Annotated in this window: 11 protein-coding genes; all 11 read left to right on the top strand. The window is 72.5% G+C overall.

Features of this window, described 5'->3' with window-relative positions; all coding sequences use genetic code 11:
* The first annotated feature begins 314 nt into the window (after positions 1 to 314).
* From ABZ948_RS36020 to ABZ948_RS35970, 11 genes are read left to right on the top strand one after another with little or no spacing between them, the layout of a single operon-like run.
* Positions 315 to 4,391 carry a hypothetical protein gene (locus tag ABZ948_RS36020; protein WP_359766883.1) on the top strand — a complete coding sequence of 1,359 codons (4,077 nt, stop codon included), beginning with the start codon at positions 315 to 317 and terminating at the stop codon, positions 4,389 to 4,391.
* A gap of 15 nt (positions 4,392 to 4,406) precedes the next feature.
* Positions 4,407 to 5,093: a hypothetical protein gene (locus ABZ948_RS36015; protein WP_359766881.1), complete on the top strand. Its 687-nt coding sequence runs from the start codon at positions 4,407 to 4,409 to the stop codon at positions 5,091 to 5,093.
* Positions 5,090 to 5,776 carry a hypothetical protein gene (locus tag ABZ948_RS36010; RefSeq protein WP_359766879.1) on the top strand — a complete coding sequence of 229 codons (687 nt, stop codon included), beginning with the start codon at positions 5,090 to 5,092 and terminating at the stop codon, positions 5,774 to 5,776. The genes ABZ948_RS36015 and ABZ948_RS36010 overlap by 4 nt, the downstream gene beginning before the upstream one ends.
* A gap of 7 nt (positions 5,777 to 5,783) precedes the next feature.
* The gene (locus ABZ948_RS36005; protein ID WP_359766877.1) at positions 5,784 to 6,149 is read left to right on the top strand and encodes a LysM peptidoglycan-binding domain-containing protein; all 366 of its coding nucleotides are present in this window, start codon (positions 5,784 to 5,786) and stop codon (positions 6,147 to 6,149) included.
* Positions 6,142 to 7,281 carry a hypothetical protein gene (locus ABZ948_RS36000; RefSeq protein WP_359766875.1) on the top strand — a complete coding sequence of 380 codons (1,140 nt, stop codon included), beginning with the start codon at positions 6,142 to 6,144 and terminating at the stop codon, positions 7,279 to 7,281. Before ABZ948_RS36005 ends, ABZ948_RS36000 begins: the two co-directional genes overlap by 8 nt.
* A gap of 41 nt (positions 7,282 to 7,322) precedes the next feature.
* Positions 7,323 to 7,859 carry a phage baseplate assembly protein V gene (locus ABZ948_RS35995; protein WP_359766873.1) on the top strand — a complete coding sequence of 179 codons (537 nt, stop codon included), beginning with the start codon at positions 7,323 to 7,325 and terminating at the stop codon, positions 7,857 to 7,859.
* Between the two features lie 15 nt (positions 7,860 to 7,874).
* Positions 7,875 to 8,210: a hypothetical protein gene (locus tag ABZ948_RS35990; protein ID WP_359766871.1), complete on the top strand. Its 336-nt coding sequence runs from the start codon at positions 7,875 to 7,877 to the stop codon at positions 8,208 to 8,210.
* Positions 8,207 to 8,611 carry a GPW/gp25 family protein gene (locus ABZ948_RS35985; RefSeq protein ID WP_359766869.1) on the top strand — a complete coding sequence of 135 codons (405 nt, stop codon included), beginning with the start codon at positions 8,207 to 8,209 and terminating at the stop codon, positions 8,609 to 8,611. Before ABZ948_RS35990 ends, ABZ948_RS35985 begins: the two co-directional genes overlap by 4 nt.
* Positions 8,608 to 11,718, top strand: coding sequence for a putative baseplate assembly protein (locus tag ABZ948_RS35980; RefSeq protein ID WP_359766868.1), 3,111 nt, complete (start codon positions 8,608 to 8,610; stop codon positions 11,716 to 11,718). The genes ABZ948_RS35985 and ABZ948_RS35980 overlap by 4 nt, the downstream gene beginning before the upstream one ends.
* Positions 11,715 to 15,539, top strand: coding sequence for a putative baseplate assembly protein (locus ABZ948_RS35975; protein WP_359766866.1), 3,825 nt, complete (start codon positions 11,715 to 11,717; stop codon positions 15,537 to 15,539). The genes ABZ948_RS35980 and ABZ948_RS35975 overlap by 4 nt, the downstream gene beginning before the upstream one ends.
* Positions 15,539 to 17,713, top strand: coding sequence for a hypothetical protein (locus ABZ948_RS35970; RefSeq protein ID WP_359766864.1), 2,175 nt, complete (start codon positions 15,539 to 15,541; stop codon positions 17,711 to 17,713). Before ABZ948_RS35975 ends, ABZ948_RS35970 begins: the two co-directional genes overlap by 1 nt.
* Positions 17,714 to 17,715 lie beyond the last annotated feature (2 nt).

The raw sequence follows: 17,715 nt of genomic DNA, 5'->3' as shown, positions 1-17,715 counted from the left end.
AAGCGGTAGTGGACGAGGTTCGCGAGTACTTCGATTCTGACAATCTGTTGCCCGTTCCTCGACGTCGCAAGTGAGGTCGGCGGAGCGGATCCGGCGGTCGCGGCGCCACCGGCCGCCCCGCCGCGACCGGCGGCGCCAAGGCCAAGAAGGAGGCCCCGCCCCCGGACGTCTCCAACGCCACCCCCGAGTCCGGCCTTTCCACCGCCGCGGGGCTCAAGCCGCACCAGGCCCTGGAGACCCTCAAGGGCGTCGGCAGCGCGGTCGGCCGCTCGGTCGACAAGGAGCGCACCGCCCTGCACAAGGCCCCGCCGAAGATGCAGCGGCCCTCCGGCTCCCCGCGCACGGTCCCCGGCGGCCCGAAGCCGGCGGCCCCGGGCACGTACACCAACGCCAAGGTCGCCCGTACGGAGGCCGCCCCGGGCAAGACGCCCGAGATCACCGGCGAGCAGAAGCCGCAGGGTGAGGTCCCGGGCGCGAACGTACCGGAGCCGAGCTGGTGGGACATCGCCCTCACCATCGGCGCCCAGCTGTTCGGCAAGCTGCTGAAGGAGATCCTGCCGCTCGACGACCTGATCGACTCCATCCTGGGACTGCCGACCAAGGACGAGGGCCTGCAGAACGCCCGGGTGGGGGACGCCCCCCGGCTGCCGCTCGAGAACGACTCCGACCCGCAGCGCACGGACGAGCAGAGCGACAAGCTCGACCAGCGGCGCGACGAACTCCACCGGTCGGGACGTGAGGACGCGGCCCGCCCCATGGGCGAGGACCAGATCTACCCCGACGTGCCGAAGGAGACCCTCACCGGCAAGGTGGCCGGCGGGAAGAAGGGCGCGAAGGCGGGTGGCACGCGGTCGGTGTCGGGCGGCGGCGTGCCGATCGAGTCGGCGTCCGCCGTGGCCGAGCACGACCGGGGCCCGCAGATCCAGGCGGGCTTCGCCCAGGGCCGGCAGAAGATGGGTCAGGAGCGCCAGGCCAAGGACAAGAAGGCGGCGGACGACCGCAGGCAGCACGACCAGGACCTCCAGAGGGAGGTCACGGCCAGCGGCAAGAAGCAGTCCGACGCTCGTGACAAGGGCCGTTCCGACATCGCCGACTCCCGGGACCGGTGGCGCAAGGAGCAGGACGACAAGGTCTCGGAGATCGACGGCAAGAAGGGTGCGAAGTACGACCAGGTCCGCAAGGACATCAGGAAGAAGGAAGAGGACACCGACAAGGACGTCGACAAGCGCACCGAGGACGACAACAAGCGGATCGAGACCGAGCAGACCAACGCCGAGCGGGACGCGGAGAAGAAGCAGGAGGAGGGCAAGGACGACGCCGACAACTGGCTCGAGGAGGCCATCGAGAAGCTCAAGGAGTTCTTCGAGGGCCTGAAGAACGCCATCAAGGGCATCTTCGAGAAGGCCCGGCAGGTCGTCACCGACCTCATCGACAAGTTCAAGCAGCAGGTCTTCAAGCTGATCGACGACGCCCGCAACTGGGTCATCGACCAGATCAACACCTTCGCCGACGCGCTGATCGCCCTCGGCGACGAACTCCTCGCCGACTACCCGGCGATGCGCGACAAATGGCGCAACACCATCGACGGCGCCCGCGACTGGGCGGTGCAGAAGGTCAACGAGGCGGCGGACGCGCTGAAGGAGGTCGCGGGGAAGCTCCTCGACGGCCTGTGCGGCGCGCTGCTGGCAGGGCTCGACGTCCTGGAGGGCGGCCTCCTGGCAGCGGTCGACATCGCCGAGACGGTCACCGTGGGCGCGCTGGAGTTCGGCGCCGCCGCCGTCGCCGCGCTCGGCGAGTGGGCGGCCATCTTCAACGACATCGTCTCCGACCCGGGCGACTGGATCAGCAAGGCCGGGGCGGCCGCGGAGACGGGCGCCAAGGAGTACCTCTTCGAGGAGGTCAAGACCGCCGTCAAGGCCTGGTTCAACCAGAAGGTCCAGGAGATCATCGGCATTCCGATGGAGGACTTCCAGGAGCTGGTCTCCGGCGGCGTCTCCGTCGAGCAGATGGCCCAGATGGCCTGGGACGAGGCGCTGCCCCAACTCCCGGTCATCATCGGCGTGATGGTCGTCGAGAAGGTCGTCGCCAAGCTCATCCCCGGCGCCGGCTGGGTGATGGCCATCATCGACGCCCTCCAGGTCGCGTGGGGCGCCCTGAGCGAGATCCTCGCCGCGTTCGGCCTGTTCATGGACTTCCTGAAGTCGGTCAAGAGCGGCAACGGCGCCCTGCCCTTCGCCAAGGCGGTCGCGGCGGGAGTCGTCGCACTGCTCGAACTGATCTACGAGTTCCTGATCGAGGGCGTCAGCCGCTTCATGGGCAAGGTGGCCGAACGCCTCGGCGACATGCTCAAGAACCTCCGCACGAAGAAGAAGCAGCCGGGTCCGTCCGACGGATCCGACCAGCCGCCCGGTCAGGACAAGCCCAGGGACCAGCAGCCGGCCGCCTCCGACGACCGCACACCGGCCCCCGACCGCCGGACCGACCACACGGACGACAGGCCCGCCGACCGCCCGGCCCCGCGCAAACCGTCCCCGGACAAGACCTCCCGCCCCCCGTCCAGGCCCCGCCCGGGCAAGCGCTCCACCCCCCAGAAGAAGAACCGCCCCGCCCAGACCACCCGCCCGAAGAAACGCCGGGACGACGACGAACGCCGCGACGAGGGGCGGGACGTGAACGCGGCCAGGCGGCGGATGCGGGATGCGGAACGGAGGATGAAGGACGACGACAGGCAGGAGCGGTCCAACGCGCCGGCGCGCCGCGGCCCGGGGCGCGACACCTTGCGTCCCGACCGCCGCCGCGACCCGAACGACCGCGACCCCAAGGACACGCGTCCGGGCGACCGTCGTGCCACGGCCACGGACCGCCGTCGGGACGACGACCGCCGCCGCGACGACGGACGGCGCCCGATCGACGATCGCCGCCGCGAAACCGACAAGGACCGCCCCCGGCGTCGCCCGCTCCGACGCGCTCGCCAGACCATCAAGTCGGCCGTCAACCGTGCTCGCCGTGCCACCGGCAAGCTCTTCGGCAAGGCACGCCGCAAGCTGGGCAGCCGCCTGAACGACAGGCTGCGCAAGCTGCGCGAGCAATGGCGCATGAGGAACGACCGGGATCGGTCGCGCGATCGCCACCGGGATCGCGCGCGGGACCGGGAACAGCAGGCGTGGCAACAGGGCAGGAAGGACTACGAGCTGCCTTCCGTCCGTTTCCGTGCCGTGGACGGCGCCATGCACACGCTGCTCTTCGACGGCAGGGGCAAGAGCGGCGACCTGGCCATGCGGAGCACTCTGGCCGCGATCACGTCCTACATCAGTGCTTGGGAGCGGGAGAACAACACGCCCCCGATCTCGAACCGGCAGGACCTGCGCACCAGCCAGGAGACCGCCCGCAAGCAGGCGGAAGCACTGCGCGAGAGAGCGGAAAGGGCCCAGGGACGCCTCCCCGACCGGGAGACGAGCAACAGCGGGTACACCCGGCGCACTGGACGGCAGACATACGGAGAGCCGATCTTCCTGTCGGCCGACCAGGCGGGCATCGAGACGCAACTGACAGCCCTCAGGGCGCTGATGGAGCAACTGGCGACCGCCTTGGAGCAGCGTTCACGAGGCGGGGACGAGCCGCCGCTGCCGGACACCATTCTTCCGGTGTTCTCCGACGGCGACACCGCCAAGTCCTTCAGGGCGCATTACATCCAGCAGGACACACCGGTGGGCACGGAAGCCAATCATCGTCCCGAGGCATGGCCGCTGGGCTGGGACAGGGCCGTCGCGAACGGCATCACCGCGAGAGGCGACTGGGTGCGTATGCACATGCTCACCGCGGTCCTCGGCGGTCATGCCTCGACGTCGAACCTGGCACCGGCCCGCCGGGAGGACAACATCGACGCGCGGGAGAAGGCCGAACATCCCGCCGCACGCGCGATCGGCAAGAAGTCCGGAGGGTCCGGTCAGCTCGAGCGCATGGTCTGGTACGACGTCGACATCACCATGCGGAGCAACTATCCGGGATATCCGAGTGCCGTGGACATGCACTGGGGTACGTACGAATACCCCAACGGGCACTGGCAGCGGAAGAGCCGCCCGGGCGGATCCTGGACGACGGGCAGCTTCGCCCCGCCTCCGTGGCAGGCCACCGGAAACACACCGCTCTCGGTCAACCTCAACCAGGCCACGTACAAGGAACTGATCGCGGTGACCAAGCTGAACGCCGCCACCGCCAAGAGAGTTCTGAAGCTCAGGGACGATCAGCCGGGCAAGAAATTCGCGGGAATGACCGACCTCGAGACCGAGCTGGAGAGTCAGGCGACAAACGGTGCCGCGCTGGCCGCGGCGAAGAGAGTGGTTGCGATCTTGCAGGCGGCCGAAAATGGCAAGCGGCTTTATTTCAGGTAGGTCATGGGAGAAGGTATGGAACTCGAGGAACCGACAGCGTACGAAGAGGGCTGGCTCAAAGTCCTCGACGAGCTGTGCGAAAGCCCGGGTGTCGATGTGTTGAACGAGGTGCGGGACGACATCGACCTGACGGCGGAGGACACGGCCTTCGACGACCTCGCCGAGTGGGAGGGCATCGAGATCGGCGCGGAACTCCGCAGCGAGTACATCCGGTTCTCACAGCTGGGCAGTCAATGGCGGACTCTCGACCCCTACCCCTATCTGGCAGGCGAGTTCCGGCTCACGCCCTTGCCGCTGGCCGTGCACGAGGACGCTCCGGAATTCCCCTCGTCGCTCTACTCGGACGAACAGCGTGAACTGGCCACCGGATTCCGCGTGATCGACTCCAGTCCCTTCACCGGGAACGGTTCCTTCGTCGCGTTGCGGCTGGAGCCCGGCGGTGAGGATCCCGAGGTCTGGTTCTCCGATCACCGGACGAACACGCTGTGGCGGATGGAACTCGACTACCGCGCTTACATGGACACTCTGCGGCTGACCAAGGGCGTGTTCGACTGGCAGCACCTCTTCACCCAGGCGCCACTGACCGAGGAGGAATTCGGCGGCACGGCCGCGGACCTCCGGGCCATGCTGGAAGTGCTTCCGGAGCTCTTTCCCGACCACGACTACAGGCACCTTCTGGCCCGCCTCCGGGAGCGCACATGACCCGCTACGCCGACATCCCCAAACCCATCCGCTCCGGCATCGTCGTCGTCAACCCCGACACCGGCACGCCCCAGCGCATCATCGTGCTGCAGTTCAACCCGGACACCCTGGAGCGCAGCGTCAGCCCGCAGTCGGCCGGGGACAGCGGGGACGCCTCCGGCGGCGGCACCGGCAGCGGGGACCGCAACGAGGCCCTGCGGCTCAAGGGACCCGCCCAGGAGACCTGGAAGTTCACCGCCGAGATCGACGCCACCGACCAGCTGGACATCGCCGCACCCGACGGCATCCACCCCCAGCTCGCCACACTCGAAATGCTCGTGCAGCCGACCACCGCCAAGCTGCGCGAGGCGATGCGCCTGTCGCAGAAGGGCGCCATCGAGATCAGCCCCATCGAGATGCCGCTCACCCTCTTCACCTGGGGCAGCAAGCGCGTCATGCCCGTGCGGCTCACCGAACTGTCCATCAACGAGTCGGCGTTCGACGTGAACCTCAACCCGATCCGCGCCTCGCTCAGCATCGGGATGAAGATCCTCACCGTCAGCGACCTGCCCGCCGGGCACCGCGGAGCCGACCTGTACATGGCGCACCTGGCGCAGAAGGAACGGCTGGCGGGCGCCGCGCGGGGCGCCGGCCTGGGCGCTCTGGGCCTGTCCGGAACCAACGCCGTGATCGGGAGGGGATGAGCCGCACATGGCCGACATCGAACCGTACGAGAACGCCCTGGACGCGATACCCGGCGCCCACCCCTACCCCCGCACCAGCCGCTACCACGACGCCGAGATCGGCATCCACCGGCGGCCCGACGGGACCGAGGTCCGATACACCAAGCGCCGGCTGCTGCCGCCCCTGGACGAGCAGGAGACGCAGGACCACACCGTCGGCGCCGGCGAGCGCCCCGACCTGCTCGCCCAGCGCTACTTCGGCGACCCCGGCCAGTGGTGGCAGATCGCCGACGCCAACCCCGTCCTGGACCCGAGGGAGCTGACCGACGAGGCCGGACGGGTCATCGGCATCCCGTACGCCGGCGGCCTCCCCCGAGGAGACCGGCGTGTTTGACCTGCCCGTGGGGCAGGGCCCCGTCCACATCACCCTCCTCATGGGACCCAAGCTCACCCGGCCGGTCCCGGCGGAGGCCACCGAGGCCCTGCTCACCGCCCAGATCACCGCCACCGCCGGTGAACGCAGCGGCTTCCAGATCGCGTTCGACCTCACCAAGAACGGGCTGATCAGCCGGCGGCTGCTGCCGGAGGGCTTCTTCGACCCCAAGACCCGGATCATCGTCACCGTCAGCGTCAAGGGCACCTCCGACGTGCTCTTCGACGGCCTGATCGTCCGGCACGAGGTCGGCGCCAGCAACCGCCCCGGCCACTCCACCCTCACCGTCACCGGCGAGGACCTCACCCTCCTGATGGACCTGGAGGAGCGCACCGCCCGCTACCCCAACCTGCCGCCCTCCGAGCGGGTCCTCAGCATCCTGCGCCGCTACTCCGACTACGGCATCCGCCCCGACGTCTACACCGAGAAGGTCGCCCAGCCCCCGCACCAGGACCTGCGCGTCCACTACCAGACCGGCACCGACCTCCAGTACGTCACCGAGCTGGCGAGGGCCAACGGGTACACCTTCTACCTGGAGCCGGGACCCCGCCCCGGTCAGTCGTCCGCCCGCTGGGGCCCGGAGGTCCGGCTCGGCATCCGGCAGCACGCCCTCAACGTCAACATGGACGCCCACTCCACCGTCGACCAGCTGACCTTCGCCTACGACGGCACGGCCCGCGAGGAGCCGCAGGCCCGCTGGCAGGACCCGGGGACCAGGCAGTCCACCCTGCTTCCGCAACCGCCGATCAGCCCGCTGCGCCCGCCCCTCGGCCGGCGCCCCACCCCGGCCCTGAAGCGCAGGACGCTGTCCGGCACCGCCAAGCAGCAGCGCGAACAGGCCGAGGCGGAACTGCTCGCCCGCGCGGCCGTCTCCGCCGACGTCGTCTCCGGCTCCGGCTCCCTCGACGTCAACCGGCACGGCTACATCCTCCAGCCGCGCCAGCTCGTCGGCGTCCGGGGCGCCGGACGCGCCTACGACGGCGACTACTACGTCAAGTCCGTCACCCACAACCTGCGGCCGGGCTCGTACCAGCAGAACTTCACCCTCTCCCGCGAGGGCCTCGAAGCCCGCAGCGACCACGTCCGGCCGTAACCCGCAGGCACCCACGACCACCACCCAGGAGCACCTCCACCATGGCGGCACCCAGCAATCGCTACCTCGGCAAGTTCCGCGGCCGGGTCGTCGACAACGACGACCCGCTGCGCATCGGCCGCATCACCGTCGAGGTCCCCGACGTGCTCGGCGACGAGCCGTCGACCTGGGCGCTGCCCTGCCTGCCCTTCACCGGGCCGGAGTCGGGTCAGTTCGTGGTGCCGCCGCCCGGCGCGGGCGTGTGGGTGGAGTTCGAGCAGGGGGACCCCAGCTTCCCGGTGTGGACGGGCTGCTGGTACGGCACCGCCGAGGAGCTGCCGCCCGACGCGCGCCGCGAACTCGGGGCCGGCTCGCCGGCCAAGCCCGTCGTCGTGCAGACGCCGGGCGCGCACAAGCTCGTCATGAACGACACGCCCGGCGCCGAGCAGGGGATCCTCCTCCAGGCCCAGGGCGGCGCGTACATCCGCATCACTCGGGAAGCCGTGGTCATCGCGACCGGCGCGGGTGCCGAGGTCGTGCTGCGCGGGCGTGAAGTGACGATCAACGAGGGCCAGTTGACCGTGCTCTCCAAGCGATAGACGGGGGAACAGATCTTGACCGGGAATCTCCTCGACACGGGCACCGTGATCGGCTGCCCGCACGGCGGCCGGGTCACCGCCGCCACGCCGCCCGCCGGTGGCATCCGCGTCGCGGGCGCCGCCGTCGCCACGACCGCCCACCACTACGTGGTCACCGGCTGCCCGCACACCGTCGACCGGGTGCCCTCGCCGTGCGCCACGGTCCGCTGGACCGCCGACGGCACCGGCATCACCGTCGACGGCGCGCCCGTGCTGCTCGACACCTCCGCCGCCCAGTGCTTCAGCGCGGCCCTCGTCCCGCAGGGGCCGCCCGTCGTCCAGGCCGCGCAGCGAAAGGTCACCGTCCGATGAGCCCCGACAACCGGGCCGCCCGGCCCCGTTCCGACATCGCGTTCCCCTTCCGCGCCGACCGCCGGGGACGCACCGCGCACGCCGGGCACGGCGAGCACGTCCACGACCTGATCGAGCAGCTGCTGTTCACCAGCCCCGGCGAGCGCGTGATGCGCCCCGACTTCGGCTGCGGACTGCTGGACCTGGTGTTCGCGCCCAACAGCCCCGAACTGATCAGCACGCTCGAACTCTCCGTACAGGCCGCACTGCAGCGCTGGCTCGGCGACCTCATCGACGTACAGGCCCTCGACATCGTCAGCGAGGGCGGTGAGGACGGCGTCGTCCGCGTCCATCTCTCGTACGCCGTGCGCGCCACGGGCGCACAGCGTGACGACGTCTTCGAAGGGAGGGCCGCCGCATGACGGCCGGCACCACCGCGTCCCGCCGCAGCAAGGTGCGGGCCGCGCGACTGGGCGGAATCGACAACGTCGAAGTGGGTGACGACGGCCTGCTGCTCACCGTCACCTTCCTCGGCAAGGCCCCGCACGGCCTCGGCCCGGAGAACGTCCGCGTCGACGGCGGCCGCCGTGTCACCGGCATCACCGCCGTCGACGTCAGCGTCGAACGCGAGGAGGACCCCGAGCTCGACGACCGGCTCTACGTCACCCTCGACAAGACCGGCGACACCTCCCGCTACCGGCTCTCCCTCGTCGAGACCGACCCCTACGGCCGGCCCGGCACCGAGCCCTACCGCGGCTTCGACCAGCGCTACCACAGCGCCACCTTCCACTTCCGTCCCGACTGCCCCACCCCCTTCGACTGCACCGACGACGACCGGACCGCACCGGACTTCCCCGCCGCACCCGTCGTCGACTACACGGCCCGCGACTACGACACCATCCGCAAGCTGCTCCTGGACCGGCTCGCGCTCACCACCCCCGACTGGGCCGAGCGCAACCCCGCCGACCTGGGCGTCACCCTCGTCGAACTCCTCGCCCACACCGGCGACCGGATCAGCTACCAGCAGGACGCGGTCGCCACCGAGGCCTACCTCGACACCGCCCGCCGCCGGGTCTCCGTACGCCGCCACGTGCGGCTCATCGACTACGCGATGCACGACGGCTGCAACGCCCGCGCCTACGTCACCGTCCGCACGGCGGACGACCGGACGCTCGCCCCGGGCACGTTCCGCTTCGCCTCCGTCGACGTGCGCAGCCTCGACCCGCACGACCGCCCCGAACCGGGCACGGTCATCGACGAGGCCGACCTCGGCGACCTCGACGAGCGCGGCTCGGTGGAGGTCTTCGAACCGGTCGTCGCCACCGACCCGCTGGACCTGAAGGTCGCGCACAACGCGATCCGGCTGTGGACCTGGGGCGGCGAGGTGTGCGCCCTGCCGCAGGGCGCCACCGCCGCCACCCTGCGGGACTCCTGGGCGGACCCGGAGACCTGCCGCGAACGCCGCCTCGACCTCAAGCCCGGCGACGTCATCGTCCTGGAGGAGGTGAAGGGCCCGCGCACCGGCACCCCCGGCGACGCCGACCCCGCGCACCGCCAGGCGGTCCGCCTCACCTCCGTCACGCCCGGCCTGGACCGGATCGAGGACCAGCCGGTCCTGGAGGTCACCTGGGCCGCCGAGGACGCGCTGCGCTTCCCCCTCTGCCTGACCACCCGCGGCGGCCGCGACTGCCTGCCCGTCGAGGACGTCACCCTCGCCCGCGGCAACGTCGTCCTCGTCGACCACGGCAGGACACTGACCGGCCTCCCCGAGACGGTCACCGTGCCGCCCGTGCCCGCCGTGGTCGCCCCCTGCGACACCCCCGCCTTCGGCTGCCGCGACACCGAGGAGGGCAACGCGCCCGCCCGGCTGATCAACGCCCTCACGGAGCGGGCCGCCTCGGGCCGGGCCCTCGTACCCGACGACGTCCGCGAACTCTTCGACGTCGTCGGCGAGGCCGCCGTGGGCCGGGCCGGCATCGGGCTGGAGAGCGCCGGGCAGCGGCACGAACAGGTCGTGCCCGGCACGGCCTACGCCCAGGCCGCCGCGCTGCGCACGCTGCTAGCCCAGTCGGTCTATCCCGGCATCGCCCCCCGCTTCCGCCCCGTCGTCGGCCGGGCACCCGTCACCCAGGCGGTGCCCTTCCCCGACCCCGGCACCGTCGCGGCCGGGCAGGCCGAGCGCATCGCGGCCGTCCCCGGCCGGGTGCGGCAGCGGCTCGTCGAGCTGTGGCGCAGCGCCCGCGACCGGGACGGGCTCGCCGAGGAGGAGATCGCCGAACTCGCCGTGGTCTACGGCCTGAACGTGCTGGAACGCCTCGAACTGCGCCGCCACCCGGTCCGCGCCCTGCGCGAACTGCTCTACCGCAGCGACCAGTTGCTCGACACCAAGCTGCGCCGCGTCCAGGTCCTCGCCGCCCGGGCCCGCGCGGGCACGGTCCTCGACGGGCACATCGCCTGGGAGATCGCGCACGCCTGGGGCCCGGCCTACGCGGCCGGACTCCACCCCGAGGAGACGGTGCTGCGCGGCTCGGCGACCGCCGCCCTCGCCCAGGACCCGCGCCGGGCGCTGCCCGCCGTACGCCTGCACGGCCCGGACGGGACCTGGGTGCCGCGCCGCGACCTGCTCGACAGCGGGCCGCGCGAGAGGCACTTCGTGGGCGAACTGGAGGACGACGGCCGACTGGCCGTGCGCTTCGGGGACGGCCGGCACGGCGCGAAGCCCACCCCCGGCACCCGCCTGGAGCTGCGCTACCGGCTCGGTGGCGGAACCACCGGCAACGTGGGCGCCGAGGCCATCAACCACCTGGTGGTCCAGGGCGAATGCGACCTGCCGGCCGCCGTCGTGCGCAACCCGCTGCCCGCCACCGGCGGCACCCGGCCCGAACCCGTCGAGCAGGTCCGCCAGCTGGCCCCGCTCGACCTGCGCCGCACCCGGCTGCGGGCCGTGACCGCCGAGGACTACGCGGCCCTCGCGAGCGCGCTGCCCGGCGTGCAGCGCGCGGCGGCCGAGATCCGCTGGACCGGCAGCGTCCAGGAGGCGCACATCGCGATCGACGCGTACGGCACCGCCGCCCCGTCGCCGGACCTGCTCGACTCGGTCACCCAGGCGCTCGAGGCGTACCGGCGCATCGGCCACGACCTCGTCGTCGGGCCCGCCCGGCTGGTGCCGCTCGACATCGCGCTGACCGTGTGCGCCGAGCCCGGCCACCAGCACGGCCAGATCCTGGCCGAGCTGTACCGCGTGCTGGGCAGCGGACGGCTGCCGGGCGGACGGCTCGGCTTCTTCCACCCCGACGCGCTGACCTTCGGCGAACCCGTCAGGCTCAGCCGCCTGGTGGCCGTCGCCGCGGCCGTGCCCGGGGTGGCGGGCGTCGAGGTCGCCCGGCTGCGGCGCCTGTCCGGACAGGACCGAGGAGAGAGGGAGGACGGCGTGCTGCGGCTCGGCCCGCTGGAGATCGCCACCTGCGACAACGACCCCGACCGGCCGGAGAACGGCCTGCTGGCGATATCCCTGGGAGGTGCCCGATGACGGACCCGCACCCGGTCACCGCGACCGACGACTGCAGCTGCGGCGGCGCCTGCCGCGGCGGCCACGACGAGCGCCTCGCGCCCACCCCGCCGCACAACCCGCCCGGCCGCACCGCGCTGGACTACCGCGTCGGCACGTACGGCTCCTTCCTGGCCGCCCTGCTCGACCGGCTCGCCTCGCCCGCCTACCCGGCCCTGAACGGCCTCACCGTCCGCACCCCGGACGACCCGGCGATCGGTCTGCTCGACGCCACCGCCGTCCTCGGCGACCTGCTCACCTTCCACTCGGAACGGATCGCCGACGAGGCCTACCTCCGCACCGCCGACGAACACCGCTCCCTGGTGCTGCTCGGCCGGCTCGTCGGACACCGGCCGCGGCCCGGCGTCGCGGCCGCCACGCACCTGGCGTACACCCTCGAACGCGACCCGCGCGCCGAGGCCCAGAACGTGCTGATCCCGCGCGGCGCGCGCAGCCACAGCGTGCCCGCCTCCGCCGACGAGGTGTCCCTGACCTTCGAGACCAGCCGGGACCTGGTCGCCCGCTGGGACTTCAACGAACTGAAGGTGCGCCGTCGCCGTCCCTCGCTGCTCACGCCGCAGGACCTTTCGAAGCGCTCGGAGTTGTTCGTCGAGGGCACGGCGCACTCGTTGCAGACGGGTGACCAGTTGCTCTTCGTCTTCGGTGAAGAGGCGGGCGGCGAGCGCAAGTTGCTGCCGGTGGCGAAGGCGCGTGTCGACCGGGACGACGACGTCACGGCGATCTCCCTGCCGAAGTCGGCGCCGCCGAGCCTGAAGGAACTCGTCGATGAGGTACGGCGTTGGACCGCACTTCCGGCGCAGCCGGGAGAGCCGGGGGAGGAGCCGCCGACCCCGGAGGTGCCCAACCCGCGCCCGGTCAGCCGGCTGATCGAGGACTTCGAGGACCAGGTCCTGGAGCCCTTGCGTGACGACTTGGACGGTGTGAAGACGCCCGAGCGGCTCGCGGCGCGCCTCGCGGAACCTCTCGCCCGGCTCGGTGAGGCTCAGGTGCTGGCCGAGCCGTATGAGGACGTGGCGGAGTGGTTCGAGCAGTTGGAAGCGGTGTTGGCGGAACTGGCCGAGCGGGCGCTGGAGCTGGCGCCCGGGCAGACGGCTGAAGATGGTGCCTCCATCGGCCGTCTACCGTCCGCGGCGCCGTCTGGGCTGGTCGCGCAGTTCCCCGCGCCCCTGGGGGGCGACTCGCGCGCAGCCGCTCTGAAAGCTCTGGGCGCGGTACTTCCCGCCCTGCGGGCCACCACCTACACCCGGCAAGGCCCCACCGGCCACCCACTCCCCGGCACCGACACCGCCCGCCTCCTGACCGCCCTCGACCCCACCCTCGGCAGCCTCTACCCGGCCTGGCGCACGGCCGCCGCCCCCGGCAGCCCACGGCTGCTGCGCGAGCTGCTCGCCCTGCGTGTCACCGCGGCCCCCTTCGGCGCCACGGCCCCGCTGAAGCCGGTCCAGGACGACCGCGGCCGGGTCATCCGCACCGCCGACTGGCCGCTGACCGGCGCGGTGCTGGCCACCCTGCGGGTCGTGTACGACACGGCGGGCAAGGTGCCGGTCCGGGCCGAACTCCAGTACGTGGAGGGCAGCAGCTCCGACCAGCGCGCCGAGAACCTGCCCGTCACCCAGCCGGTCACCTTCACCCTCGGCCCCGGACAGGTCGAACTGTCCGTGCGCTCCGGTCAGGACCGCGACCTGAGCTGGCTCAACCGGCGGCCCGCCGACTCCCAGGAGCCCGGCGTCACCGCCCGCCTCCACTCCGGCCTGCCCGAGCGCACCCTGTTCGTGTCGCGCCCCGACGACGAGGGCCTGGTCCACGTCGGCGTCTACAACGGCACCTCCGAGCAGATCGCGCTCCGGCCGGGGGCGAGCGAGCAGTTCACGCACGGCGAGTACGAAGTCGGCCTCAAATACACCGTGGGCAGCGCCGAGCCCCACGTCGAGGTCGTCGTCGCCACCAAGCCGGAGCCCGTCAACCGCCGCACGCTCCAGCTGGACACCGTGCACGAGGGCATCACCGTCGGCAGCTGGGTCGCGATCCGGCGGCCCGCCAAGGGCGCGGACCAGGGCGTCCCCGGCGATCCGAAGCTGGCGTTCGTCACCACCCAGGTGGTGGCCGCGCGCACGGCCGCGTACACCAACTACGGCATCACCGGACGCGGCACCGAACTCACCCTCGCCGACCCCTGGCTGGACGAGTTCGATGTCCTGCTGTCCCACATCCGCGACACCACCGTGCACGCGGCGGGGGAGCCGCTGAGCCCGGCCGACGAGCCGCTCGGCGAGGACGTGCACGGCAACGAGATCGAACTCGCCGAGCTGTACGAGGGGCTGCGGCCGGGCCGCACGCTCATCGTGGCCGGCGAGCGCAGTGACCTCCCGGGCACGGCCGGCGTCAGGGCCACCGAGGTCGTCACGATCGCCGCCGCCGAACCGGCCGCCGACCCGCGGCTGCCCGGCGACCGCGTGCACACCCGGCTCGTCCTCACCGCGGACCTGGCCCACCGCTACCGCCGTGAGACGGTCCGCATCCTCGGCAACGTCGTCGAGGCCACCCACGGCGAGAGCCGCGAGGAGGCCATCGGCAGCGGCGACTCGGACCGCGTCAACCAGACCTTCGCGCTCTGGCAGTCCCCGCTGACCTGGCTCGCCGACGACAACCCCCTCGGCGCCACGCCCGTGCTGGAGATCCGGGTCGACGGCGTGCTGTGGCACGAGGTCGACAGCCTCGCGGGACGCGGCCCGACCGAGCGGGTCTACATCACCGGCGCCACCGCCGACGGCCGCACGACGGTGACCTTCGGCGACGGCGTGCACGGCGCCCGCCTGCCCTCCGGGCACGAGAACATCCGCGCCCGGTACCGCTTCGGCACCGGCAAGGCCGCCAACGTGCCCGCCGACCGGATCACCCAGCCCCTCACCCGGCCGCTCGGCGTCACCGCCGTCACCAACCCGCGCCCGGCGACCGGCGGCGCCGACGCCGACGGCCCGGGCCTGACCCGCCGCACGATCCCGCTGGCCGTGTCGGCCCTGGACCGGCTGGTCTCCGCCTCCGACTACGAGGACTTCGCCCGCTCCCGCGCCGGCATCGGCCGGGCCTCGGCACGCGAACTCTTCGACGGACGCAGGCGCGTGCTGCACGTGACGGTCGCCGGCACCGACGACGTGCCGATCGCCCCCGACTCGGACACCCTGCGCGCCCTGCGCGGCGCCCTCACCGAGTACGGCGACGCGAACCTCCCGGTCCGCGTGGACGGCCGCGAGCCGGTCCTGCTGCTGCTCGCCGCCCGGGTCAAGGTCGCCCCCGACCACGCCTGGCAGAACGTCGAGCCGCGCCTGCGCCGGGCCCTGCTGCGCCGCCTCGGCTTCGAGGGCCGCGAACTGGGCCGGCCCGCCCGCCTCTCCGAGGTCCTGGCCACCGCCCACACCGTGCCCGGCGTCGACTACGTGGACGTCGACGTCTTCACCGGCGTCCCCGCCTCCGCCACCCCGGAGGAGCTCACCGAGCTGCTCACCCGGCCCGGACCGCCCCGCGCGTCCGTCCCCGCGCACCCGGCGAGGTACGACGAGAGGACCCACACCGTCCGCGCCGAGAACGGCGAGACACTCTCGGAGATCTGCGCCCGGTACGGCATCCCGCTCGCCGAACTCCTGCGCCTCAACCCCGACATCACCGACACCCGGCGTCTGCCCGCGGGCCGGTCGGTGTACGTCTTCCGCGGCATCCGTCCGGCCCAGCTCGCACTGCTGTCGCCCCGGGCCGCGGACACCCTGATTCTGACGGAGGTCAAGTGATGTCCCCCGACACCCGGTTGGAGACGCCGGCCCCGGTGGTGCCCAGGGAACCGGACGGGCTCGCCGCGCTGCTGCCCCGCTGGCACCGGCTGCGCGACGCCGAGGAGGGCGAGCCGCTGCGCGCACTGCTCGCCGTGATCGCCGAGCAGATCGACCGCGTCCGCGACGGCGTCGAGCAGGGCTACGAGGACCTGTTCGTGGAGACGGCGGCCCCCTGGGTGCTGCCCTATCTCGGCGACCTGGTCGGCTACCGCACCCTGCCCGGCTACGTGGGGGTCCCCCCGGCCGGAGGCTGGGGGAGTGTCCTCACCACCGGCCTGCACGACGGCGGCCGGTCCGCGCTCGCCGAGGCCGTCGCCCCGCGCCGGGACGTGGCCGCCACCGTCGCCAACCGCCGCCGCAAGGGCACCCTGCACCTGCTGGAGGAACTCTCCGAGCAGGTCGCCGACTGGCCCGCCCGGGCCGTCGAACTGTCCCGGCAGGTGGCGCACACCCAGCCGGTGAAGCTGTACGGCACGGGCAGCCGGCGCGGTGAGCGGGGCCGTCTCGCCGACCTGCGGGACGGGGCCGAACTCGCCCTCGGCGGCGGGCCGTTCGCGGGCACGGCCCGCACGGTCGACGTCCGCAGGGCCGACTCCGCCCGACGGCAGGGCGGCTGGAGCCCGGCGGGCGTCGCGCTGTTCGTGTGGCGGCTGAAGGCGTACCCGCTGACCCGCACCCCGGCCTACTGCATCGACCGGGCCCGCAACCTCTACACCTTCTCGATCCTCGGCAACGACACCCCGCTGGCCACCAAGCCGTTCCCGGAGCCCTCGCCGACGCACATCGCCACCGTCGACAACGTCCCGGCGTTCGTCACCCGGCGCCTCCTGCACGACCGGCTGCTCGACTACTACGGCCCCGGCAAGAGCTTCGTCATCCGCCGCGACGGCGAGGACAACCCGGTACCGCCCTCGGACATCGTGGTCGCCGACCTGTCCGACTGGCGCTACCGGCCCCGGCGCGGGCAGGTGGCCGTCGACCCGGAGCTGGGCCGGATCGCGTTCGGTGCGCGCTCCGCTCCCCGGCAGGGCGTGTGGGTCGACTACCACTACGCGGCCGCCGCCGACCTGGGCGGCGGCGAGTACGAGCGGAACCGCGAGCCGCGGCCGGACGCCGAGGTGTACCGGGTCGGGCCCGGGCAGCCGTACCGGCAGATCATGGACGCCTACCGGGCCTGGCAGCACGACCGCCGGGCCGACCGGACCGGGCCCGCCGGCATCATCGAGATCACACACAGCGGCGCCTACCAGGAGCAGCTCGACTTCGACCTCGACCCGGGCGACCGGCTCGAACTGCGCGCGGCGGAGGGCACCCGCCCGGTCATCCGCCTGCTCGACTGGTACAGCAACCGCCCCGACGCTCTCAACATCCGCGCCGTGTCCGAGGACTGCGCCCCGCACGAGCGGCCCCGGGTCGTGCTCGACGGGCTGCTCGTCGCCGGACGCGGCATCAACGTCGCCGGCGCGATGGGCGCCGTCGTCGTACGGCACAGCACCCTCGTGCCCGGCTGGTCGCTGGAGCCCGAGTGCGCACCGCACTCGCCGGAGGAACCGAGCATCGTCCTGGACCGCACCACCGCGTGCCTCCAGATCGAGCACAGCGTCCTCGGCACCATCGAGGTCATCGGCGACGAGGTGGGCGAGGACCCCCTCGACATCCACATCCGCGACAGCGTCCTCGACGCCACCGCCGACGACCGCGAGGCCCTCTCCGCCCCGGACTGCCGCCACGCCCACGCCGTGCTGCACCTGCACCGCACGACCGTCTTCGGCGAGATCCACACGCACGCCGTCGAGATCGCCGAGAACAGCGTCCTCACGGGCCGGCTCCACGTGGCCCGGCGCGGCATCGGCTGCCTGCGCCACTCCTACGTCCCCTCCGGCTCGCGCACCCCGCGCCGCCACCGCTGCCCGGACACCAAGCCCCTCTTCGCCTCCCAGCGCTACGGCACGCCCTGGTACGGACTGCTCGCCGACTGCGCCCCCGAACAGATCCGGCGGGGCGCGGACGACGGAGCCGAACTCGGCGCCTTCCACGACCTGTACCGGCCGCAGCGCGAGGACGGCCTCCGGGCCCGGCTCGCCGAGTACACGCCCGCGGGCACCGACGCCGGGATCTTCTTCGTGACGTGAGG

The organism is Streptomyces olindensis (genome assembly GCF_040645895.1).
In the GTDB taxonomy this organism is placed as follows: domain Bacteria; phylum Actinomycetota; class Actinomycetes; order Streptomycetales; family Streptomycetaceae; genus Streptomyces; species Streptomyces olindensis.
This window is presented reverse-complemented; position numbering and strand designations above follow the sequence as displayed.

Excerpts from the sequence above, each read along its gene's own strand:
- ABZ948_RS36010 (WP_359766879.1), top strand. The coding sequence starts at position 5,090 with ATGACCCGCTACGCCGACATCCCCAAACCCATCCGCTCCGGCATCGTC.
- ABZ948_RS35970 (WP_359766864.1), top strand. The coding sequence starts at position 15,539 with ATGTCCCCCGACACCCGGTTGGAGACGCCGGCCCCGGTGGTGCCCAGG.
- ABZ948_RS35995 (WP_359766873.1), top strand. The coding sequence starts at position 7,323 with ATGGCGGCACCCAGCAATCGCTACCTCGGCAAGTTCCGCGGCCGGGTC.
- ABZ948_RS35980 (WP_359766868.1), top strand. The coding sequence starts at position 8,608 with ATGACGGCCGGCACCACCGCGTCCCGCCGCAGCAAGGTGCGGGCCGCG.
- ABZ948_RS36015 (WP_359766881.1), top strand. The coding sequence starts at position 4,407 with ATGGAACTCGAGGAACCGACAGCGTACGAAGAGGGCTGGCTCAAAGTC.
- ABZ948_RS36020 (WP_359766883.1), top strand. The coding sequence starts at position 315 with ATGCAGCGGCCCTCCGGCTCCCCGCGCACGGTCCCCGGCGGCCCGAAG.
- ABZ948_RS35975 (WP_359766866.1), top strand. The coding sequence starts at position 11,715 with ATGACGGACCCGCACCCGGTCACCGCGACCGACGACTGCAGCTGCGGC.
- ABZ948_RS36005 (WP_359766877.1), top strand. The coding sequence starts at position 5,784 with ATGGCCGACATCGAACCGTACGAGAACGCCCTGGACGCGATACCCGGC.
- ABZ948_RS35985 (WP_359766869.1), top strand. The coding sequence starts at position 8,207 with ATGAGCCCCGACAACCGGGCCGCCCGGCCCCGTTCCGACATCGCGTTC.